The organism is Kribbella sp. NPDC104740, assembly GCF_055583505.1.
This window is the reverse complement of the sequence record NZ_JBVJNV010000006.1, coordinates 447,466-469,193: the sequence shown is the minus strand read 5'-3', so window position 1 is coordinate 469,193 and position 21,728 is coordinate 447,466. Positions and strand designations below refer to the sequence as shown.

At 69.8% G+C, this 21,728-nt stretch carries 20 protein-coding genes; 3 read left to right on the top strand and 17 right to left on the bottom strand.

Annotation, left to right across the window (positions count from 1 at the left end; all coding sequences use genetic code 11):
- Nucleotides 1–25 precede the first annotated feature (25 nt).
- Entirely contained in the window at nt 26–778 is a 753-nt protein-coding gene (locus ACZ6Z4_RS30210) for a glycerophosphodiester phosphodiesterase (protein WP_465571655.1), read from the top strand.
- A 53-nt stretch (nt 779–831) separates the two neighbouring features.
- Complete coding sequence (locus ACZ6Z4_RS30205) at nt 832–2,205, top strand: MFS transporter (RefSeq protein ID WP_465571648.1); 1,374 nt, start codon at nt 832–834, stop codon at nt 2,203–2,205.
- Here the strand turns inward: ACZ6Z4_RS30205 and ACZ6Z4_RS30200 are convergent.
- From ACZ6Z4_RS30200 to ACZ6Z4_RS30150, 11 genes are all read right to left on the bottom strand, one after another.
- Nucleotides 2,202–3,611, bottom strand: coding sequence for a polysaccharide lyase 6 family protein (locus ACZ6Z4_RS30200; protein WP_465571644.1), 1,410 nt, complete (start codon nt 3,609–3,611; stop codon nt 2,202–2,204). The two genes, ACZ6Z4_RS30205 and ACZ6Z4_RS30200, sit on opposite strands and share 4 nt — an antisense overlap.
- An 11-nt stretch (nt 3,612–3,622) precedes the next feature.
- Nucleotides 3,623–4,465, bottom strand: a complete 843-nt coding sequence (locus ACZ6Z4_RS30195; RefSeq protein ID WP_465571639.1) for an AraC family transcriptional regulator — start codon at nt 4,463–4,465, stop codon at nt 3,623–3,625.
- Entirely contained in the window at nt 4,462–5,865 is a 1,404-nt protein-coding gene (locus tag ACZ6Z4_RS30190) for a polysaccharide lyase 6 family protein (RefSeq protein WP_465571636.1), read from the bottom strand. Before ACZ6Z4_RS30190 ends, ACZ6Z4_RS30195 begins: the two co-directional genes overlap by 4 nt.
- 12 nt (nt 5,866–5,877) lie before the next feature.
- Entirely contained in the window at nt 5,878–7,101 is a 1,224-nt protein-coding gene (locus ACZ6Z4_RS30185; protein WP_465571633.1) for an alpha-L-fucosidase, read from the bottom strand.
- Nucleotides 7,102–7,106: 5 nt separating this feature from the next.
- Nucleotides 7,107–7,973, bottom strand: coding sequence for a carbohydrate ABC transporter permease (locus tag ACZ6Z4_RS30180; RefSeq protein WP_465571630.1), 867 nt, complete (start codon nt 7,971–7,973; stop codon nt 7,107–7,109).
- Nucleotides 7,970–8,884 (bottom strand): carbohydrate ABC transporter permease, encoded by a 915-nt coding sequence (locus ACZ6Z4_RS30175; RefSeq protein ID WP_465571626.1) that lies wholly within the window; start codon nt 8,882–8,884, stop codon nt 7,970–7,972. Before ACZ6Z4_RS30175 ends, ACZ6Z4_RS30180 begins: the two co-directional genes overlap by 4 nt.
- Nucleotides 8,884–10,206, bottom strand: coding sequence for a sugar ABC transporter substrate-binding protein (locus ACZ6Z4_RS30170; RefSeq protein ID WP_465571622.1), 1,323 nt, complete (start codon nt 10,204–10,206; stop codon nt 8,884–8,886). Before ACZ6Z4_RS30170 ends, ACZ6Z4_RS30175 begins: the two co-directional genes overlap by 1 nt.
- Nucleotides 10,207–10,291: 85 nt before the next feature.
- On the bottom strand, nt 10,292–10,861 hold the full coding sequence (locus tag ACZ6Z4_RS30165; RefSeq protein ID WP_465571618.1) for a DUF5666 domain-containing protein: 570 nt from the start codon (nt 10,859–10,861) through the stop codon (nt 10,292–10,294).
- An 11-nt stretch (nt 10,862–10,872) separates the two neighbouring features.
- Nucleotides 10,873–12,114, bottom strand: a complete 1,242-nt coding sequence (locus ACZ6Z4_RS30160) for an ABC transporter permease (protein WP_465571613.1) — start codon at nt 12,112–12,114, stop codon at nt 10,873–10,875.
- On the bottom strand, nt 12,114–12,851 hold the full coding sequence (locus ACZ6Z4_RS30155; protein WP_465571608.1) for an ABC transporter ATP-binding protein: 738 nt from the start codon (nt 12,849–12,851) through the stop codon (nt 12,114–12,116). Before ACZ6Z4_RS30155 ends, ACZ6Z4_RS30160 begins: the two co-directional genes overlap by 1 nt.
- Nucleotides 12,841–14,079: an efflux RND transporter periplasmic adaptor subunit gene (locus tag ACZ6Z4_RS30150; RefSeq protein WP_465571605.1), complete on the bottom strand. Its 1,239-nt coding sequence runs from the start codon at nt 14,077–14,079 to the stop codon at nt 12,841–12,843. The genes ACZ6Z4_RS30155 and ACZ6Z4_RS30150 overlap by 11 nt, the downstream gene beginning before the upstream one ends.
- Before the next feature lie 238 nt (nt 14,080–14,317).
- On the opposite strand from ACZ6Z4_RS30150, the gene ACZ6Z4_RS30145 reads away from it, so the two are divergent.
- On the top strand, nt 14,318–14,704 hold the full coding sequence (locus ACZ6Z4_RS30145) for an RNA polymerase-binding protein RbpA (protein WP_344172121.1): 387 nt from the start codon (nt 14,318–14,320) through the stop codon (nt 14,702–14,704).
- 86 nt (nt 14,705–14,790) lie between these two features.
- On the opposite strand, the gene ACZ6Z4_RS30140 is transcribed toward ACZ6Z4_RS30145, so the two are convergent.
- The 6 genes from ACZ6Z4_RS30140 to ACZ6Z4_RS30115 form a co-directional block, all read right to left on the bottom strand.
- Nucleotides 14,791–15,342, bottom strand: coding sequence for an FxsA family protein (locus ACZ6Z4_RS30140; RefSeq protein ID WP_465571599.1), 552 nt, complete (start codon nt 15,340–15,342; stop codon nt 14,791–14,793).
- Nucleotides 15,343–15,365: 23 nt separating this feature from the next.
- The gene (gene lnt, locus ACZ6Z4_RS30135) at nt 15,366–16,931 is read right to left on the bottom strand and encodes an apolipoprotein N-acyltransferase (protein WP_465571594.1); all 1,566 of its coding nucleotides are present in this window, start codon (nt 16,929–16,931) and stop codon (nt 15,366–15,368) included.
- A gap of 486 nt (nt 16,932–17,417) precedes the next feature.
- Nucleotides 17,418–17,807 (bottom strand): 3-aminobutyryl-CoA ammonia lyase, encoded by a 390-nt coding sequence (gene kal / locus ACZ6Z4_RS30130; protein ID WP_363677517.1) that lies wholly within the window; start codon nt 17,805–17,807, stop codon nt 17,418–17,420.
- On the bottom strand, nt 17,804–18,562 hold the full coding sequence (gene kamE, locus ACZ6Z4_RS30125) for a lysine 5,6-aminomutase subunit beta (RefSeq protein ID WP_363677518.1): 759 nt from the start codon (nt 18,560–18,562) through the stop codon (nt 17,804–17,806). Before kamE ends, kal begins: the two co-directional genes overlap by 4 nt.
- Nucleotides 18,559–20,127: a lysine 5,6-aminomutase subunit alpha gene (kamD, locus tag ACZ6Z4_RS30120; protein WP_465571589.1), complete on the bottom strand. Its 1,569-nt coding sequence runs from the start codon at nt 20,125–20,127 to the stop codon at nt 18,559–18,561. Before kamD ends, kamE begins: the two co-directional genes overlap by 4 nt.
- On the bottom strand, nt 20,124–21,728 hold the full coding sequence (locus tag ACZ6Z4_RS30115; RefSeq protein WP_465571586.1) for an amidohydrolase: 1,605 nt from the start codon (nt 21,726–21,728) through the stop codon (nt 20,124–20,126). Before ACZ6Z4_RS30115 ends, kamD begins: the two co-directional genes overlap by 4 nt.

Below are 21,728 nucleotides of genomic sequence, written 5' to 3'. Positions count from 1 at the left end.
GTCACCACGGTACATAATCTGGCCCGTGTACCCCTACCTCGACCACGAGGGGCCGATCGCGATGGCCCACCGCGGCGGTGCGTTGCACCCGGACAACGTCGGCTACGAGAACTCCCTGCGCGCCTTCGCGCAGGCGGTGGCGCTCGGTTACCGGTACGTCGAGACCGACCTGCACGCGACCAGCGACGGTGTCGTCGTCGCCTTCCACGACCACCGGCTGGACCGGGTCACCGACCGGACCGGCCTGATCGCGGAGCTGCCCTGGTCGGAGGTCGGCAAGGCGCGGATCAACGGGCACGAGCCGATCCCGCTGCTCACCGACGTGCTCGAGGAGTTCCCCGACATCCGGCTCAACCTCGACATCAAGGCCGACAACGGCGTCGGCCCGGCGGCCGCCGTGCTGCGGGACGCGGGCGCCATCGACCGGGTCTGCGTGTCGTCGTTCTCGCAGGCCCGGGTGCAGCGGATCCGGCGCGAGCTCGGGCCGCGGCTGGCGACCGGGTTCGGCCAGAACGAGATCGCCCGGCTCCGGTTCGCGCCGTTCCGGCTGTCGTCGCCGGGCGCGTGCCTGCAGATCCCCGAGGTGTACGGCCGGATCCGCGTGCTGACGCCCGGGCTGCTCCGGCGGGCGCATGCCCTCGGCAAGCAGGTGCACGTCTGGACGGTCGACGACCCGGCGGACATGCACCGGCTGCTCGACGCCGGCGTCGACGGGATCATCACCGACCGCACCGACCTGCTGCGCGACGTACTGGTCGAACGGGGCGAGTGGCGCTGAAGTGTTACCGGCAGGTCCTGCGAACGACGCCTTGACCTGACACACTCCTGCGCATGGGATTCCTGTCGGCCCCGGCGGCCGTCGACAAGCGTGAGTACTGGGGCTTCAGCCTCTACGACTGGGCCAACTCGGGCTACGTGACGACCACCGGCACGGTGCTGTTCGCGCCGTACCTGACCTCGGTCGCCGAGACCGCCGCCTGCGGTGCCGCCGGTACGACGGACAACCCGTGCCGCACCAACCTGGAGGTGCTCGGCCTCGGCATCTCGCCGGGCTCGCTGGCCTTCTACGTCGTCACGGTCGCGACGCTGTTCTCGGCCCTGTTCCTGCCGATCGTCGGCGCGATCGCGGACCGGTCGCCGCGCAAGAAGCTGCTGATGTGCGGCTTCGCCTGGACCGGCGCGATCGCCGCGAGCTCGATGGTCTTCGTCAGCGGCGGGAACTGGCAGCTCGGCGCGTTCCTGCTGTTCGTCGGCAACCTGTGTCTGGGCTCGTCGATGGTGGTCTACGACTCCATCCTGATCGACATCGCGCCACCGGACGCCCGCGACGACGTGTCCTCGCGGGCCTGGGCCTTCGGGTACCTCGGCGGGTTCATCCTGCTCGCGATCAACCTCGGCGTGGTCACCGCGCACGACGCGCTCGGGATGAGTCAGGGCACCGCGGTCCGGCTGAGTCTGCTCAGCGCCGGGCTGTGGTGGGGGCTGTTCACGTTCATACCGTTCGTCAAGCTGCGGAACCGGCCGCCGGTCGCCGTCGTGCAGGTGCGCAGCGGGTCGCTGGTCCGGCAGAGCTTCGGCCAGCTCGGCGCGACGCTGCAGCACCTGCGCGCGTACCCGATGACGCTGCTGTTCCTGGTCGCGTACCTGTTCTTCAACGACGGGATCCAGACCGTCATCTCGGTCTCCTCGACGTACGGCGAGAAGCAACTCGGGTTCGAGACCCAGGTGCTGATCATGACCATCCTGCTGGTCCAGTTCGTCGCGTTCTTCGGGGCGATCGGGTTCGGGCGGTTCGCGCGGAAGTACGGGTCGCACCGCACGATCATGGGCGGGCTGGTGGTCTGGATGGTGATCGTGATCGCCGGGTTCACGCTGCCGGAGAAGCAGATCGTGCCGTTCCTGGCGATGGGCGTGGCGATCGGCATCGTGCTCGGCGGGACGCAGGCGCTGTCCCGGTCGGCGTTCAGCCAGCTGATCCCGAAGGGCCGCGAGGCCGAGTACTTCAGCCTGTACCAGGCCGGAGAGCGGGGCACCTCGTGGCTCGGCACCCTCGTCTTCGGCCTGGTCCACCAGGTGACCGGCTCCTACCGGCCGGCCATCGTGGCGCTCGGGCTGTTCTTCCTGATCGGGCTGGTGCTGCTCAGCCGCGTCGACATGCGCCGCGGGATCACGGAAGCCGGCAACACCCAGCCGACGCTGGTCTAAGCAGCTCCCGGTCCGACGTCAGCGGCGGTCAGCGGACGGCGTACCGGCTGGGCAGTCGAATACTCGTCGGCACCTACATCGAATGGTGCTGTTCTCGTCTGTCCGTCGACGTCGTCCGTCACTCTGCTCGACTCACTCGCCGCATTGATCGCCGCGCTCCCCGAGCCGAGCCTGTGAATGCCGTCGGAGCCGGCGGTCAGCTTCGGATCGGCCCGCGTGAACCCACCGGCCGGGATGTTCCCGTTCGCCGCGCTCCCCCACAGCACGTTGTTCTTCCAGGTGATCCCCTGCTGGTACGGCATCTCCACCAGCGCGTCCCCGTCGCCGACGACCAGGTTGTCGGCGACGCGGCACGCCAGCGGCGGCAGTGTCCGCTGGCTCTCGCCGACGATCCCCTGCCCGTTGTTCCGCAGCGTGTTCAGCACGATCGTCACCCGGTCCGGCGCGTCGTTGCCCTTGCGCGAGTCCGACGACTCGCCGCTGAAGTGGTCCCGCACCGACCCACTCCCAAGCACGATCCCCGCACCGTCGATCCCGTCCAAGTAGTTGTTGACGATCAGATGATCGTTGCCGTAGACCCGGATCCCGTTGCCTCCGGCCAGCACATGGTTGCCCTCGACCCGGTTGTCGTTGCCGTGCCGCAGCACGATCCCGCCCACGCTGTCCCGGATCGTGTTGTACCGGATCGTGTTCCCGGACGCCTTCACCGAGATCCCCTCCGGGTCGCCGTTCACGCGCTCGAACAGGTTGTACTCGACCGTCGCCCCGGCGTCGCCGAGCGCCCGGCTGCTGACACCGAGCCGGATCGGCTCGCCGCCGTTGTCGCCGCTGAAGCTGTGGTCGCGGAAGTGGTTGCGCAGGATGTGCGTGCCCTGCGCCATCGCCGTACCGGACGGGCCGTCGACGACCAGGTAACAGCCCTTGGTGGACTTGTCGTGGAAGACGTTGCGGTCGACCTTCGCGCCGTCACCGCGGACGACGACCCAGTGCTCGGCGGCCGCGGCCAGGTTGAAGTCGTTGCGAGTCAGCCGGATCCCCGGTGAGTTCGCGGGCAGGTCGAGCGTCGAGCTCTGCTTGAAGACGAACCCGCTGATCACGATGTCGGACGAGTTCGACACCACGAAGCTGTGCGGCCCGGTCAGCGTGACGCCGCCGCGGGTCTCGGCGGTGATCGTGATCGGCGAGGCGCTGGTGCCGTGCCGGCCGCTGATCGTGATCGGCGAGCCGGACGGCACGGCGTACGAGCCGTTCTTGAGCACGATCCGCGCGCCGGCGGTGGCGCTGTTGATCGCCTGCTGGAGCTGGGCGAGCGAGGTGACGGTCGCGGTGGTGCCCGCGAAGGCCGTTCCGGTTCTGGAGAGTACGAGGGCGGCGACGCCGCCGGCCAAGAAGGTACGACGATCCATGAGTAGAACTCCTAGCTGTGGGGGCGGTACAGCCTTCGGTACTCGCTCGGGGTGACCGAGCTGACCTGGCGGAAGACCTTCGAGAAGTACGACTGGTCCATGCCGACGGCCGCGGCGATCTCCTCCATCGGGCGCGCGGTGGACGCCAGCTCGCGCTGCGCCCACTCGATCCGGGCCCGCTTGAGGTACTGCTTGGGTGACAACCCGAACTCCGCCCGGAAGTACCGGATGAAGCTCGGCTGGTCCTGCCCGAACCGGGCAGCCAGGCTCTCCACGGTCAGCGGGCTGCCGAGGTTGGCCTGGATGTACTGGACGACGTCCGACTCGCTCGTCTGCTGCGGCGAGAGCTGGACGGTCCCGGGCGGCGCACTGTCCAGGTAGTGCGCGAACAGCGCGGTCAGTGCCGAGCGCAGCCGAAGCGGAGTCGCGAGACCGGGCGGATCCCGGTCGGCGGCGCCGACCTGCTCGAACAGCGCGCCCGCTTCTTCGGGCGACTTGCTGCGTACGACGTACGGCAGGCTGAGCACCTCGCCGATGTCCTTGTCGCCGATCAGCGCGGAGAAGTGCAGCCAGTGCTTGCGATACGTGTTGTCGCTGATCGCCTCGTACGAGACCGGGACTTCGGCGGGCAGGTAGCACAGGTCGCCGGGCTTCGGGTCGAGGACCTCGTCGCCGACGACGAGCCGGCCCTCGCCCTCGAGGATCAGGTAGAGCCGCGAGAACGGGTCGGGCTGCAGCGGGCGCGCCCACTCGCGGTGCACCTTGGTGATCCGGGCGGCGACCACGAGGTCGAGGCGCAGACGATCCAAGTGGGTCCGAATCAGTTCGTCCTGCTGAGTGATCGTCGTGTTCATGCGCTGTACGGCCCGACCTCGGCCGCGGTCAGCGGGCCCCAGACCGGCCGGTGCCGCGAGTACTCGTCGGCGCCGACGTCGACGCGGCCGTGCCGCTGGTCGCCGTCGAGGTCGCACTCGACGCCCGGGTACCAGCGCGTCGACGCGTCCCGCGCCGGGCTGTGCTCGGTCAGCCGCCGTACGCCGTCCGGCCCGGGCGCGAGCAGCGGGTCCTTGCGCGTGCCGGGCACGTTGCCGTCGGCGGCGGCTCCCCAGGTGAGGTTGCCCGCGAAGTCGATCCCGTCCGGGTACGGCATGTCGATCAGCTGTCCTGTGTCGCCCACGAGGAGATTGTCCGTGATCGCGCAATCCAGCGGCGGGAGGGTCCGGTGGCTCTCGCCGACGATCCCGTCTCCGCAGTCGAGAACGGTGTTTAGGCCGATCCGCACTCGATCGGGCGCGTCGTTCCCCCGGCGGGACTCCGCGGACTCCCCCGCGAAGTGGTCCCGCACCGACCCGCTCCCGAGCACCACCCCGGCACCCTCGATCCCCTCCAGGTAGTTGTTGGCGACAAGATGATCGTTGCCGTAGATCCGGATCCCGTTGCCACCGGCGAGCAGGTAGTTGCCCTCGACCCGGTTGTCGTTGCCGTGCCGCAGCACGATCCCCCCGATGCTGTCCCGGATCGTGTTGCGCCGGATCACGTTCCCCGACGACTTCACCGAGATCGCCTCCGGATCCCCGTTCACCCGCTCGAACAGGTTCAGCTCGATCACCGCACCGGCCCGGGACAGCGCTCGCGGGCTGACGCCGAGCCGGATCGGCTCGCCGCCGTTGTCGCCGGGGAAGGTGTGGTCGCGGAAGTGGTTGCGGGCGACGTACACGCCCTGGGCCATCGCGCTGGTCCCCGCGCCCTCGATGCCGAGGTAGATGCCGAGCGTGGACTTGCCGTGCCAGACGTTCCGGACCAGCGTCGAGTGGTCGGCCCGGACCATCACCCAGTGCAGACCCTCGAGGTCGGCGAGCTGGAACTCGTTGTGGCTCAACCGGATCCGCCGGCAGTCCGGCGGCAGGTCGAGGGTCGTTCGCTGCTTGAAGACGAACCCGCTGATCGTGAGGTCGGACGAACCGGTCAGCACGAAGCTCTGCTCGCCGGTCAGCACGACGCCACCGACGGATTCGGCGCGGATGGTGATCGGGCGACGCCGGCTCCCCCGCTTCCCGGTGATCGCGATCGGGGTGGTGACGTCGTAGGTGCCGTTGGCAAGCGTGATGGTGCTCCCGGCCACTGCTTGGTTGATCGCTCGCTGGAGTTCCTCCAGTGAACGAACAGGTGGTCTTCGCGCGGCCACAGCTTCAGAAGGCATGGCGAGACCAGCTGCTGTCACACCGGTGGCGGTGAGGAACGTTCGTCGTTTCATGGGTCCTCCTGTTCACAGGAACAGTTCGATGACGGGGACCGCGACCTCGGGGCGGCGGACGGGGAGTTCGAGCGTGAGCGTGCCGGGCGGCTGAGCACCGGGGCGGGTGTTCTCGGCCTCGCGGTCCGCGTCGTGATCGACGAGCTGCACCTCGGAGCCGTCCGACAGCAGCTGGGCGTAGCGGACCTTGCCTGCGAGCCCGGGGAGGTGGACGTGCTTGAACGGCCAGCTGAACAGATGCACGTAGAGCCGATCGCCGTTCTGCGTGTACCGGCAGTCGGCCGGCGCCTGGTACTCCGAAGCACCGCAACCGCGGATCGACCGCTCGTGCAGCCGCATCCACTCACCGATCGCCGCCAGCCGGGTCTCGGCCTCGGGATCGATCAGCCCGCGACCGGTCGGCCCGACGTTGAGCAACAGGTTGCCGTCTTTGGACACACCGTCGATCAGCATCCGGACCAGCAGCTCCGGCGACTTGTAGTCGGCGTTGTCCCGGTCGTACCCCCAGCTCCCGTTGAGCGTCTGGCACGCCTCCCACGCAACCGGCAGCGGCCCGGACGGCTGGTACTGCTCGGGGGTCACGAAGTCACCGGGGAGCCCGGTCCGGTCGTTGACCAGGATCTCCGGCTGCAACTCGCGAACCATCGCGAGCAGCTCAGCCGCAGCCCAGTCCTCGGCGCCCTTCCCCTCCGCCCTCCCCGCGTACGAGAAGTCGAAGAACAAGTAGTCGATCGTCCCGAACCCGGTCAGCAGCTCCCGCACCTGCCCGTGCAGGTACTCCCGGTACACACTCATGTCCCGAGGCCGCTTTCGCGCCTCCTCGTCGTCGCGCTGCGGATGCAGCCCGTCGATCGGAAACTCGGGGTGATGCCAGTCGATCAGCGAGTGGTAGAACCCGACCTTCAGCCCCGCCTCCCGGCACGCGGCCACGAACGGCCCGACGAGATCCCGCCCGTACGGCGTACCGGTGACCTTGTAGTCAGTCAGCGCGCTGTCCCACAGGCAGAACCCGTCGTGGTGCTTCGTCGTCAGGACGACGTACCGCATCCCGGCCGCCTTCGCCGAGCGGGCCCACGCGCGCGGGTCGTACAGATCGGGGTCGAACCGGTCGAAGTACCGCTGGTACTGCTCGTCGGTCATCCGTTCCCGGTTCTTCACCCACTCGTGCCGGGCGGCCAGCGAGTACAGCCCCCAGTGCACGAACATCCCGAACCGGTCGTGCCGGAACCACTCCATACCACTCATCCCTTCAGGGCGCCCGAGGTCAGACCCCGCGCGAACGACCGTTGGAAGAACAGGAAGACCAGCACCGACGGCAGCAGGGCCAGCAGCGACGCGGCCAGGACGACGCCCGGGGTGACGACCGGGTCGATCCGCAACGTTCTGAGGGCCAGCGGCAACGTGTAGGCCGACGAGTCCGTTGCTACCAGCAACGGGAGCAGGTACTGGTCCCAGATCATCGTGAACCCGAACACCCCGATCACGCCGAGCGCCGGCTTGCACAGCGGCAGGATGATCTGGGCGAAGATCCGCAGCTCACCGGCGCCGTCGATCCGGGCCGCCTCCTCCAGCTCGCGCGGCACGTCCTTCATGAACTCGGTCATCACCAGGATGGAGAACGCCCAGGCGCCGAGCGGCACGATCATCCCCGCGAGGGTGCCCATCAGGTTCACGTGCAGCAGCGGGAGATCGCCGAGCACGAGCGTGAGCGGCAGCGCGAGGATCTCCTCGGGCAGCATCATCGTGGCCAGGATCGCGACCATCACCAGCGTCATCGCCGGGAACACCTTGCGGGCCAGCGCGTACCCGGCCAGCACCGAGACCGCGACCTGGAGCAGCAGCCCGAAGCCGACCACGAAGAACGAGTTCAGCAGGTACCGCAGTACGCCGTGGTCGAAGGCGATCCGGAAGTTGTCCAGCGTCGGGCTGCGCGGGATCACGCTCAGCTGGGTCGGGTCGGAGACGTGGTTGAACGAGCTCACGAGCAGCGCGAGCAGCGGGCCGGCGAAGACCACGAACAGGCCGAGGTAGACGACGGCCTTGATCAGTTTGGCGACCGGGCCGGTGCGTTCGGTGAGACCGAGCGCGGTCTCGGTGGCGGCGCTCATGCGGCTCTCCTTCGACGCAGCAGCTGGACGCAGACGGTCAGGACGAGGGTCGCGGCGAACAGCAGCACCGCACCGGCCGAGCCGACGCCGAGCCGGTTCTGCTCGAGGCCGAGCTTGTAGATCAGCGTCATCACGACCTCGGTGGAGCCGTTCGGCCCGCCGTTGGTGAGCAGGAAGACCTCGGTGAAGCTGCGGAACCCACGCACCGCGGCGAGCACGAACAGGATCGCGAACACCGGCCGGAGCCCCGGCAGCGTGACGTGCAGGATCCGCTGCCGCGTGGACGCACCGTCGACGGTCGCGGCCTCGTACAAGCCGCGGTCGATCCCGGCCAGCCCGGCGAGGAAGATCATCATGTCGTACGGCGCCCCGCGCCAGATCCCGGTCACGACGATCGACGCGAGCGAGCTGTCCGGGTGGTTGATGAACCCCGACGGCCCGAGCCCGACCAGCCCGATCACCTGGTTCATCAGCCCGTCGGCGGTCGGGTGGTACATGATCCGCCACAGCTCGGCGACGACGGCGAGCGGCACCACGACCGGCAGGAACGCCGCCGACCGGACGAAGCTCAGCTTCCGGGTCTGCCCCTCGACCAGCAGCGCCAGCCCGAACCCGAGCAGCATCGAACCGAACGTCTGCCCCACCGCCAGCACCACGGTGTTCCACGCCGCCGCCCGGAACCCCTCCGACCCGAGCACCTCGCCGTAGTTCGCCGCCCCCACCCAGGTGTTCCCGAGATAGGGCTTCACGTCCTGCACCGACATCGTGACGGCCCGCGCCATCGGGATGAACTTGAAGTACAGGAACAGCACGAGAGCAGGAGCCAGGAAGGCCCACGGCACCCACCACTGTCCGAGTCTTCGCACTCGCACTTTCGCGCGAGCGACCCCCAGTACTTCGATCGCGGTCATCAGGCGCCGATCCCCTGCTGGTTGAGCGCGTCCGTGAGCTTGCTGTCGAGCTTCTTCAGCTCGTCACCGACGTTCAGGCTGCAGTCGGCGATCAACGCGTTGATGGTGTCGGCCGACGCCTGGCGAACCGCCGTCCAGTTCGGGATCGACGGCGCGTACCGCGCGTGCGACTTGTACGCCTCGGCGTACACCTTCCAGCGCGGGTCGGGCCGGACGCTGCTGATGTCGACGCTCTGGTTCACCGGGAGCTGCACGATGAACGCCTTCTCGCCGGCCATCCCGAGCTTCTGGCCCTCGGCCGAGATCGCGTACGCCGCGAAGGCGTCCTGCCCGGCGCGGTTCGGCGACCCCGCCATCAGATACACGCTGCCGCCCTCGGCGAGCACCGTCGCGTCCTTCGGCCCGGCCGGCACCGGCACGACCTCGTACTTGTCCTTGCCGAGCGCCGAGTCGAAGCGCGGCAGCAGGTACGGCCCGACGACGTACATCCCGGCGCGCCCCGCCTCGAACGTCTCGTTCGTCGGCGGCGTGTCCATCGTCGCGGCGCCCGGCTGCACCACCTTCGCCGTACAGGCCAGGTCCCGGAACCACGTCGTCGCGGCCACCGACTCCGGCGTGCTCATCGCGGCCTTGTACTTGCCGTCCGGCTGCGCCGCGACGAAGTCACCGCCACCGGCCCAGAGGAAGTTCGAGAAGTACCACGACGCGTACCCACGCTTCGTCGACCCCGGTACGGCGAGCCCGGCGGTGTCGGCCTTGCCGTTCCCGTCGGGGTCCTGCGTGGTGAACGCCTTGGCCAGCGTCACCAACTCCGCCCACGTGGTCGGCACCGGCAGCCCGGTCTTCGCGCGCCAGTCCTTGCGGATCAGCAGCGCGCTCGCCTGCGCGGAGTACGGAACGCCGTACGTCTTGCCGTCGGTCGCGCGCCCGGCGGCGAGCGCCGCCTCGAGCAACTGGTCGCTGCCCTTGACCGCCGCGAGGTCGACCTCGCGGACGATGCCCTGGCTGACCATCGTGCCGAGCTGCGCCGAGTCGTTCAGCACCAGATCCGGCAGGTCCTTCTGCGCCGCGCGCTGGGACAGCTTGGTCTCGAAATCGTCGAAGATCGCGGTGACCTGGACCTTCTGCCCGCTCGCCGCCTCGAACGCGGCCGCGAGCTTCTTCATCCCCTTCTCGCCGTCACCGCCGGGCGTGGTCCTGACCCACAGCTCCAGCGGTGCCGACGAGTCCTGGGCCACCTCACCGGCGCCGGACGAACCGCACGCGGCCACCGTGAAGGTGGCCGCCAGCACCGCCGCGACGAGTCTCCTGGAACTGCGCATGCCGTCTTCTCCTGTCGACGAAGAGGCGAATTTGTACTTTCTGCGCCTCATTTCGTCGCAAGATAGCGCTTTCCAAAGAAGCCCGTCAACGGTTGGGCGGTAGCTCCCCTTGCCGGACGGTCCGCGCGGTCAACGTCCCGTCGGCCGTCTCGCCGCTCACCACGACCTGCTGACCGGCCTTCAGATCACTCACCGACCCCTTGCTGCTGATCTCGTACGCCGTATCGCCGGTCAGCTTCACGGTCACGTCACCGCTCTGCGTCTTCACCACGAGCTTCCCGTCGGCCGCCGACACCACCGTGCCGATCGCCGCGCGGCCCTGGCCGAACTGCCCGCCGCCGCGTTGCCCGGCACCACCCTGGCCGGCCCCGCCCTGACCAGTGCCGCCCTGACCGGCACCATCCTGGCCGGGCTGCCCGCCCTGACCACGGAAGCCGCCGTACCCCGCCCCGCGCCCCGCCTGCGCCGACGTACCGTCCGACGCGAACGCCGCGTGCAGCCCGGCGCCGCCCGCCAGCCCGATCGCCAGCACCACCACCCCGCTCAGCACAGCAGTTGCCGCCGGCAACTTCAGCGTCTTCTTCGGCCGGAGCGCCGCCTCGACCTCCTGGTCGGACCCGATCTGGGCGAACTCGTCGGGACTCTGGTTGGACATGCCTGAACCTCTCACTCGTGTCGCAGTGCATCGATGGGACGCAGCCCGGCCGCCCGGTGGGCCGGCATGCTGCCGAAGAACAGCCCGACGGCCGCGGAGACGCCGAAGGCCAGCGCGATCGACGACGGCACCAGCACCGGCCGGACGCCGGCCAGCTCGAATCGGCTGACGACCAGCGCCGCCGCGACGCCGACGGCGCCGCCGATCAGGCTGAGCAGCGTCGCCTCGATCAGGAACTGCCCGAGGATCGCCCGCCGGCGCGCGCCGAGCGCCTTGCGGATCCCGATCTCGCGGGTCCGCTCGGTGACCGTGACGAGCATGATGTTGGTGACGCCGATCCCGCCGACCACGAGGCTGATCGCCGCGACCGTCGCGAGCAGCGCGGTGAAGGTCGCGGCGGTGTCCTGGCTGGTCTGCAGGATCTGCGCCGAGTTGGTGATCCGGAAAGGCCCTGTTTGGCCCGCTGTCTGGTTCGCCGGGACCTGGTGCCGGGCCGCGAGCAACTGGGTGACCTCGGCCTGGGCGACGTCGACGCGGTCCTTGCTCGTGGCCTGGACGACGATCTGGTTGAGCGCGCCGTACCCGGCCTGGGTCGCACGCAGCGTCGAGATCGGTACGACGACCGCCGCGTTCGGGTCGGCGAAGCCGGTGCTGTCCTTGCTCGCGAGGACGCCGAGGACGGTGAAGTCGACGGCGCCGAGCTTGACGGTCTGGCCGATGGCGGTGGCCGGGCGGGTGAAGAGCTCGCTGGCGGCCGTTTGGCCGAGGAGGATCACGCGGGCTGCCTGGTCGACGTCCTGCTGGGTGAAGGCGCGGCCGGTGCCGACCGGGGTGTTGGTCGCGGGCAGGTAGCCGGGGGTGGTGCCGATCACCTGGTTGACGGTGTAGCTCGTGTCGCCGTTGGTCGCCGTACCGGAGCTGGTCATCACGGGGGCGACGGTTGCGATGTCGGGCGCGAGGCGATCGTCGGCGAGGGCCGCGGCGTCGTCGGTGGTCAGGGCGTACTGCTGCGCGGACGGGCCGGCCTGGCCGCGCTGGAAACCACCGCCGCCGCCCGAGGACGAGACGGTGAGCAGGTTGGTGCCCATCGCCTCCAGCCGCTCCTGCACGGCCTTCCCCGACCCGTTGCCCACCGCAACCAGCACGATCACCGCGCCGACCCCGATCGAGACGCCGAGGACGGTGAGCAAGGAGCGCAACTTGTTGGCCCCGAGCCCACGGAGGGCGGCCCCGAAGAGATCTCCAGGAGACATCAGCCAGTCACCTTGTCAGCAACGATCTTTCCGTCAGACACTTGAATCAACCGGCGAGCTCGGCGAGCTACTTCATCCTCGTGAGTGATCACCACCACCGTGCGGCCTTCGGCGTTCAACGCGTCGAACAGGTCGAGCACCTCGTCCGTGGACTGCGCGTCGAGGTTTCCGGTCGGCTCGTCGGCGAGCAGGATGCGGGGGCCGGTGGCCAGAGCTCGGGCGATCGCCACGCGTTGCTGCTGACCGCCGGAGAGCTGGTTCGGGCGGTGGTCCGCGCGGTCGGTGAGGCCGACGAGCTCGAGCGCGCGGCGGGCCCGCTGACGGCGCTCCGAGCGGCGGAGGTGAGCGTAGGTGAGCGGCAGCTCGACGTTCGCGAGGGCGCTGGTCCGCGGGATCAGGTTGAAGGACTGGAAGACGAACCCGATCTTGCGGCCGCGCACGAGGGCCTGCTGGTCCTCGGTCAGACGGGCGACGTCGGTCCCGTCCAGCCAGTACTCGCCACGGCTAGGGACGTCGAGACAGCCGAGGATGTTCATCAGGGTCGACTTGCCGGAGCCGGACGAGCCCATCACCGCGACGTAGTCACCGGCGTGAACCTGCAGGGAAACCCCACGAAGAGCATGTACGGCGGTCTCACCGCTGCCGTAGGTCTTGGTCACACCCCGGAGCTCGATCAGCGCCGAGGCGGGCGCAGGTGCGGGGGTGTCGCGCAGCAAGTGCTGGGCGTCAGCGGCCACGGTTGGCGCCCCCGCCCTGGCCGCCGCCGAAGCCGCCGGGGAGCTGGCCGCCCTGACCGCCTTGGAACTGGCCGGCCCGGCCCTGGCCGGCGGTCGTGCCGCCGATGGCTCCCTGGAGGAGCTCGACCTGCTCGCCCTCGTCGAGGCCCGACTTGATCTCGGTGAAGCTGCCGCCCTGGACGCCGATCTGGACCTCGCGGGTGGATCCGTCGGCGAGGGTGACCGTGTGGGTGCCGCCGGAAGTGACGACGGCGGTGCTCGGGACGTAGAGGGCGTTGGAGGCCTTCGCGGTCTGCACGGTGACGTTCGCGGTCTGCCCGACGCGGGCGCCGGCGGGGAGCTTGGTGAGGCTGAAGGTCGCGGAGTACGCGACGACGCCGTTGGTCGTCGTCGGGGTCGGTGAGACCGACAGAAGCGTTGCCGAGAGGGTTGTGCCGGGGTCGGCGTTGAGGGTGACGCTGGCTGCCTGCTTGGCCTTGATTTTTACAGCGTCGGCCTCAGGGAAGGCGGCGACTACTTGAAGAGATCTCAGGTCCGCGAGGTTGACGAAGCCTGAGGTAGAGGTCGAGGCCTCGGCAGTTGACGACGGTGAGTTCGATCCACCGGCCACCGACCCCACTCCCCCGTTCACCGCAGTCACAGTCCCCGCGATCGGCGCCCGCAAAGTCGTCGCGTCGACCGCCGCCTGAGCCGCCTCGAGGTTCTGATCGGCCTGTTCCTTGTCAGCCTTCGCCCGCGCGAGGCTCGCCTTGGCGTTCGTCACCGCGATCTCGGGATCTTGCTGTACGCCGACCGCGGGCGTCGCCGTCGACTCCGCAGCCTCCTCCGCGTCGCTCAGCGACTCCTCCGCCGCATCCACCGAGTTCGCCGCCGCGATCCGGTTCTGCTCGGCGATCCGCACCTGCCGCTGCGCCGACGCCGGATCGATCTTCGCCAGCGCCGCGTTCTTGGCGACCACCTGGCCGACCTTCACGTACACCGCCGTCACCGTCCCCGACGTCGCGAACTGCGGCGCCGCCGACTGGGAGCTCTGCAGCGTCCCGCTCGACGACACGCTGGCGACCACCTCCCCGCGCGCCACCGCGACGCTCGGGCGCGTCGTACCGGCCGCCTCGGACTCGTCGCGGAAGAACAGCAGGTACGCCGTGACGGCGACGGCGACGACCACCGCCACCAGGGCCACGTTGAGCAGGCTGAGGCCACCGAGTTTGTGGCGTGGGAGGACCATGAGCGCAGACGCTAGGAAGCTTTGCTGAGGAATGAATCCGGGCGAGCTGGCAACTGGCTGTGAATCCGGCTGTTCGTTTCAGACTGTGGCGCGCGACACACAGTCAACTGTGAACAGGTGATGACACCGGGTCACGACGGGCTTGTCAGGTGCGTACCTTGGCCTCGGGCATGCCAAAATGGGAATGATCCGAGCCGGCCGACCGTTGGCACGGATGACGAAATCTCGGAGGTTTGACATGTCTAATCGCGTTCTGCGTGGTTCGGGGCTGGGTGGGGTCAGCTTCGAGGACGACCGTGGTGTGGAGTTCGCGCCGCGCCAGATGATCACTTACGACTGCCCGCGCGGTCACGTGGTCGAGGTGACGATGGCGCACGACGCCGAGGTCCCCGCGATCTGGGAGTGCCCGCACTGCGGCAGCGAGGCCGCCCGTTCGACCGGTGAGAAGCCGGAGCCGAAGCAGGAGAAGCCCGCCCGGACGCACTGGGACATGCTGCGCGAGCGCCGGAGCATCTCCGAGCTCGAGGAGCTGCTCGCCGAGCGCGTCCAGCTGCTCCGCAACGGTGAGATCGGCCCGGCGCACCTGCACCGGGCTCGCAACACCACGGGCAAGCGCACCGCCTGAGCACCGAACCCCGAACGGGCCGTTCCGCAGAGTCGCGGAACGGCCCGTTCGCTGTGTTCGGGCGAAGACCGGGGAAGTGACCTCGGTCACCTGTCCTGCGGCCGGTCGGGGTCGATGACCTCGCCTTGTACGACGTCGTCGTTCCGCATCCGCTGCCCTTCGGACTGCTCGGCCGACGGCGGCCGGAAGGTCCCCGGCATGAAGCCGGTGATCGGGTTCCCGCCGAGCTGCGACACGACCCGGCGGCCGAGGAAGCCGGACAGCACCCGGCGCGCCAGCGGCCGGGTGAAGGGCAGCACGAAGAAGAAGCCGAAGATGTCGGTGACGAAGCCCGGCGTCAGCAGCAGCGTTCCGCCGACCAGCAGCAGCGCCGCGTCGGCCAGCTCCTTGCCGGGCATCCGCCCGGTCTCCAGCGCCGTCCGGAGCGCGGCGAACGCCCGGCGCCCCTCGCGCTTGATCAGCCAGGCCCCGAGCGCGCTCTCGATCAGCAGCAGCGCGACCGTGGGCCAGCCGCCGATCACCTGGCCGATCTGGATGATCACGTAGATCTCGACGATCGGCACCACCAGCAGCGCCACCGCGACGAACCACGGCAGCCCTCGGGTCTTGCGCGTCGGACTTCCGGTTACGCCGCTCACAGCAGCCCCACCTCTCGTGTCGGTCAGACCGGTACCTTCTCAGCGCTGGGGGTCGCGGCCGGCGGCGTACCGGGGTCCGCCGGGCGGCGGTTCCGGCGCGTCGCCAGCGCCAGCACTGCTCCCATGATCCCCAGGCCGGTCAAGCCCCACTGCGGCCAGCCGCCGAGCTTGGTGGCGAGCGTCTCGCCGTCGCGGACCGGCACCGACGCGACGTACACGTCCGGGACGAACTGGCCCGACTTGTGCTCGACGGTCCCGTCCGGCCGGATCACGCCGGAGATCCCGGAGGTGGAGGCGATCAGCACGGTCCGCCCGGTCTCGATCGCGCGCATCCGGGTGATCGCGAACTGCTGCTCGGGCTGCCCGGTCCCGCCGTACGTCGCGTTGTTGGTCTGTACGACGAGCACCTGCGCGCCGCCCTTGGCCAGGTCGGACACGACGTTGTCGTAGGCGAGCTCGAAGCAGATCAGGTCGCCGTAGGTGACGCCGTTGATCGGCATCAGCCCCGGACCGACGCCGGGCGCGGTCTGCCGGCCGACCATCTCGAGGCGCTTGATGTAGGGCAGCAGCTGGTCGCGGAACGGGATGTACTCACCGAACGGCACCGGGTGCCGCTTCGCGTACCGCTGACCCGGCCCGCTCGCCGGGTCCCAGACGATGCCGGTGGTCTGCCGCTCGTTCTCGCCCGGTCCCTCGGTCACCGCGCCGACCAGGATCGGAACGTTGACCGCCTTCACCGCGGCCTCGATGTCGGCGCGGGTCTCGGCGTCCTTGTACGGGTCGATGTCGGTCGAGTTCTCCGGCCAGATCACCAGGTCGGGCTTGACCTGGGTGCCGGCCTCGACCTGGCGCTGCAGGTCGAGCGTGGCGTTCATGTGGTTCTTGGTGACGGTCCGGGCGCGGCCGAGGAACTCCAGCCCCTTGCCCGGCACGTTGCCCTGCACCATCGCCGCGGTGATCGTCTTGCCGTTGCCCTCGGTGGACAGCGACATCAGCGAGCTGCCCCCGACGATCGCGACCCCGGCGACCAGCGCGACGACGCGCAGGCCGAGGGCGCTCTTGCGGCGCAGTACGGCGTACGCGAGGACACCGAGCAGCGCGATCACGAAGCTCAGGCCGGCGATCCCGACCAGCGCGGCGAGCTTGCCGAGCGGCGAGTCCGAGAACGCCCACGCGAGCCGGCCCCACGGGAACCCGCCGAACGGCACCGACGAGGTGGCGAACTCCGTCCCGACCCACAGGCACGGGATCCACAGCATCCACAGCTTGTGCTTGAGCGCCTGACTGGCCAGCGCGCCGAAAACCGCGTAGAAGAGGCCTTCGAGGATGGCCAGCGCGATGGCGGCGTCGCCGCCGATGACGCTGAGCCACGGGACCAGGACGGCGTAGTAGGTGATGCCGAAGCCGGCGCCGACCAGGATGCCGCCCTTGACCGAGACGCCGTTCAGCGCGGCCAGGAACAGCGGGACGGCGACGACGGCCAGCCACGGGTGGTCGTGGGGCTCGAAGGCCAGTCCCAGCAGGGCGCCGGCGCCGACCGCCACCACGATCCTCGGCACCAGCCGTGCCAGAGCCTTCAACCGCTCCACTCGGGTCCCCTTCGCCTCACCGTCCGGCACCTGCCGGTGCGCACGACGGTACAACGTACGGGAGCCCGGAAGAGATCCGGTTGGTGACGCAGAGGTGTCGAGGTGGTGTTACGGCACCGACGCGGCGCGAGAGGCGGCTGTCGGGTGAGAGAGGAAAGAGGCTCGGCCGACCCTTCGGACCAACCGGCGGACCCGCTGGATGCGAGCCGCCCGGCTGTTGTCTACTGGGCGCCGAGCCTCTTCCACCTCTGCCCCGCGGGGGGCTGTCCACCGGCGATCTCAGCCCCCGTCGACTCAAGCCTGGCACTGGCCTGGTCAGCGTCGCGGGATCATCCGGTGGCCGAACTCTGTGTGTCTGCTGGAACAACGAACATTGACGACTCTCAGAACGATGCTCGCTGGAAGCGGTGAAGTCAACCTCTGCACCGGCTCCTTCAGAACGTTGTAACACATTCGGTCGACGTTGTTACCCAGGGCAACTATCTGTCACGCAGCCGGTACGACGACGGTACCGGTTGCCCGCGTGATCAGCAGCGGTTCGGCCAGTACCTCGGCCGCCGACTCGGACTTGTCCGGCCGCCCCCGGCAGACCACGTACGCCGCGAAGTCGAGCTCGCGGCTGCGCGTCCCGACCCGGGAGATCGTCGCGGTCACCTCGACCATGTCGCCGGCCCGCAAAGGCTGCAAGAACTGGACATCGGAGTAGGAAGCGAACAATCCTTCATCTCCGTCGGCCACGATGCAGACCTCGGTCGCGACGTCGCCGAACAGTCCCAGCACGTAGGCGCCGTCGACCAGGTGCCCGGCGTAGTGGGCGTGGCTGTACGGGACGTAACGCCGGTGGGTGACCGACAGACCGATCTCGGCCTTGCTCATGCGCTTCTCCTGTTCGGGGTCCGGACCCGCTTCGTCACCAGTACGTCGACCAGGTAGCTGGCCACCTCGCCGGGTGTCGTACCGCGACCGAACACCCGGTCCACACCGAGCTCCCCGGCCATCTGCTCGGTGAAACGGGGGCCACCGGCAACCAGTACCGGACGGGTCTCCTCGGGGTAGGCCTCGCGGAACGCGGCCGACATCTCCTTGGTGTTCAGCACGTGCGCCTCGCGCTGGGTGACCACCTGGGAGACCAGGATCGCGTCGGCCTTCTCGGCCTTGGCCCGCCGGACCAGCTCCGGTACGGCGACCTGCGCACCGAGGTTGACCACCTTCAGCTCCCGGTAGTACTCCAGGCCCTTCTCCCCCGCGAACCCCTTGATGTTCATGATCGCGTCGATGCCGACGGTGTGCGCGTCGGTGCCGATGCAGGCACCGACCACGGTCAGCCGCCGGCGCAGACCCTTGCGGATGGCAAGGTTCGCGTCCTTCGGCGCCAGCAGCGGGTAGTCGCGCTCGATCACCTCGACCTTGTCGGTGTCGACCAGGTGGTTCACCGGTCCGTAGACGACGAAGAAGGTGAAGTCCGGGCCCATCGCCTTGGCGTGCACGACCAGCGCCGGGTCCATGCCCATCTTGTTGGCCAGCTGCACCGCGGCGCCCTCGGCGCGCTTGTCGTGCGGGATCGGCAGCGTGAACGACAGCTGCACCATCCCGTCGCCGGTGGTGTCGCCGTACGGCCTGATGATGCTCACTGCGCCTCCTCGAGCAGCTCGATCGCCGGGTTGTAGTACGCCGCCGAGCGGCGCGCGACGCCGTCCAGACCGCGGCCGGCGTCCTGCGGGCGCTTCATCAGCCCGAAGGTGCCGTCGCCGATCGCGTTCAGCAGGCCGTCGTCGACGATGTTCTCCAGCAGCTCGACGGACTCCCCCAGCACCTGCCGGGCGCGCTGCGCGATGAAACCGTCCGGGGCCGGGTGGAAGTCCTCGTGAAGGTTGCCCGCGGCCCCCAGTACGTAGCGGACGTTCTGCAGCGCGAGGTCGCGGTCGGAGATCCACGGCGTGACCACGGCCTCGGTCATCATCCCGACCAGCAGGATGCCCTGCCCGGTCATCGCGCCGACCAGGTTGAAGAACCCGTCCAGCAGGTAGCCGCGGAACACGTCGCCGGTCATGTGCCGGGTCGGCGGCATCCACTTCAGCGGCGCGTCCGGGAACAGCTGCCGGGCCAGCATCGCGTGCGCGAGCTCGAGCCGGAACGAGTCCGGGATCTCCGGGGTGATCTCGAAGGCGTGCCCGAGCCCGAGCTGCCAGTCCTCGAGCCCGGCCTCCTTGGCGAAGTACTCGTTCAGCAGCTGCGAGACGGTCACCGTGTGCGCGGCCTCGACGGCGTCGGCGGTGGTCAGGTAGTTGTCCTCGCCGGTGTTGATGATGATCCCGGCCCGGGCGTGGATCTGCCGGCTGAAGCGCTGGTCGACGAAGGTCCGGATCGGGTTGATGTCGCGGAACAGGATCCCGTACATCGAGTCGTTCAGCATCATGTCGAGGCGCTGCAGCCCGGCCAGCGTCGCGATCTCCGGCATGCACAGCCCGGACGCGTAGTTGGTCAGCCGGATGTAGCGGCCGAGCTCGCGCGACGACTCGTCGAGCGCGGCCCGCATCAGCCGGAAGTTCTCCTGGGTCGCGTACGTGCCGGCGAAGCCCTCGCGGGTCGCGCCCTCGGGCACGTAGTCGAGCAGCGACTGCCCGGTCGACCGGATCACCGCGATGATGTCGGCGCCGGCCCGCGCGGCCGCCTGCGCCTGCGGGATGTCCTCGTAGATGTCGCCGGTCGCAACGATCAGGTAGATCCACGGCCGCTGCTCGGGATCGCCGTGCTTGGCGATCAACCGGTCCCGCTCGCGGCGCCGCGCGTCGACCTTCTTCAGCCCGCCGGCCGCGGCCTTCCGCGCCGCGGCCCGCGCCCGTACGGCGTCCCGCCCTTCCGGCAGCCGGAACGTCACCGAGCCCGACGCCGCCTTCTGCGCGAGCACCGACAGGTCCTCGGCCTCGCCGCGGACCAGCGCGTCCCAGACCGGCAGCGCCAGCCCGTGCTCCAGGCCGACGTCGGCCCGGACGGTGTCGGCCAGCCGGTTCACCCAGGGGATGCCCTCGGAGTCGGCCCCGGCCAGTCCGGCCAGCCGCAGCACGGCCCGCTCGACCGAGACCGTGGTGTGCTGGCGGGCGATGTTCACGATCGGTTTGCCGGCCTTGCGCGCCAGGCTGCGCGCCTTCCGGACGGTGACCGGATCGAGGTCGAGCTTCTTCACGGCACGGGTCACTCCGTGGACCACCCTTCAGACTCGTACACCAGGCGGCCACCGACGGCGGTCCGCACACACCGCGGCACGTCGGCCGCGTCGCTCAGGTCCGGCAGCACCGGTACGCCGGCGCCCGGGTCGGTCGACCAGGCCGCGACCCGCGGGTCCGGCGTCTGGACGACCAGGTGGGCGTCGGTCTCCCAGATCGCGTACGTCGCCGGCGTACCGGGGGCGAGCACGCCCTGGTCGTCGATCCCGGCCGCCCGCCAGCCGCCGCGGGTGTGCGCCTGGAACGCGGCCCGCACGGTGATCCGCTCCGACTCGGTCCGGTGGAACGCCGCCGCGCGGACGGCTTCCCAGCCGCCGAGCGAGGTGACCGGCGCGTCCGACCCGAAGGCCAGCACGACGCCCGCGCGCTGCAGCGTGCCGAACGGGTTCATCCCCTCCCAGCGGTCGCCGACGCGCTCGGCGTACATGCCGTCCGGGCCACCCCAGTGGCCGTCGAACATCGGCTGCACGCTCGCCACGACGCCGCACCTCGCGAGCGTCGCGACGACGTCGGCGTCCGGCATCTCGACGTGCTCGAGCCGGTGCCGCGCGGCGAGCAGCGCCGGGACGCCGACCTTCTCGGCGGCCAGCTCGAAGCCACGCGCGATGTTGTCGAGGGCAAGGTCCCCGATGCAGTGGAAGCCCGCCTGGACACCCTTCTCGGTGCAGGCGATCACGTGCTCGGCGATCTGCTCCGCGGTCAGGTACGCGTGGCCGCGGTGGTCCTCGCGATCGGCGTACGGCGCGCGCAGCGCCGCAGTCCGCGAACCCAGCGCGCCGTCGGCGTTCAGGTCGCCGGCGAGCCCGGCCAGCCCGTACTGCGAAACGTTGTCGAAGACACCGGTCTCACCCCAGTACAAGGTTGCCGACAGCCCCAATTCGTCGGCCGCCTGGCGGACCAGCGGCAGCTCCCAGACCGGCCCGATGTGCGGCGCCGCCATCTCGTGGAACGCGCCGATCCCGCGCTCGGCCATCGCCTTGACCGCCGCGCGGGCGTCGGCGAGCCGCTGGTCGGGACCGACCAGCTCGCTCAGCGCGTCCCGTACGGCGTGGTGCGCGTCACGCTCGACCCGGCCGTTCTGGTCGAACCCGGCCTGTCCTTCCAGTCCCTCGACGGCGGCGGTGAGCGAGGAGGAGATGACGCCCGAGTGGCCGTCCACACGCGAGAGGTAGACCCGACGGTCTCCCCCGGCGCGGTCCAGCTCCTCGGCCGTCGGCGGGCGGCCCTCGGGCCACTTCGTCTCGTCCCACCCGGCGCCGTCGACCACCGCGTCGGCCGGCAGCGTCGCCACGAACGCGGCGAGCCGGTCGAGGGCGTCGGTCAGGCTGGTGGTGCCGATCAGGTCGAGGCCGGTCAGCAGGGCGCCGGTCTGCGCGGTGTGGACGTGGGCGTCGACGAAGGTCGGCGTGACCAGCTTGCCCTGGAGGTCGATCACCTCGTCCGCGCCCTCGGCGTACGACGAAGCGCTGCTGTCGTCGCCGAGCCAGGTGACCACGCCGTCGTCGAACGCGATCGCGGTCGCGTGGGGGTCGGCGGGTGAGTAGACGGAACCGTTCGTCAGAAGTGTGCGCAC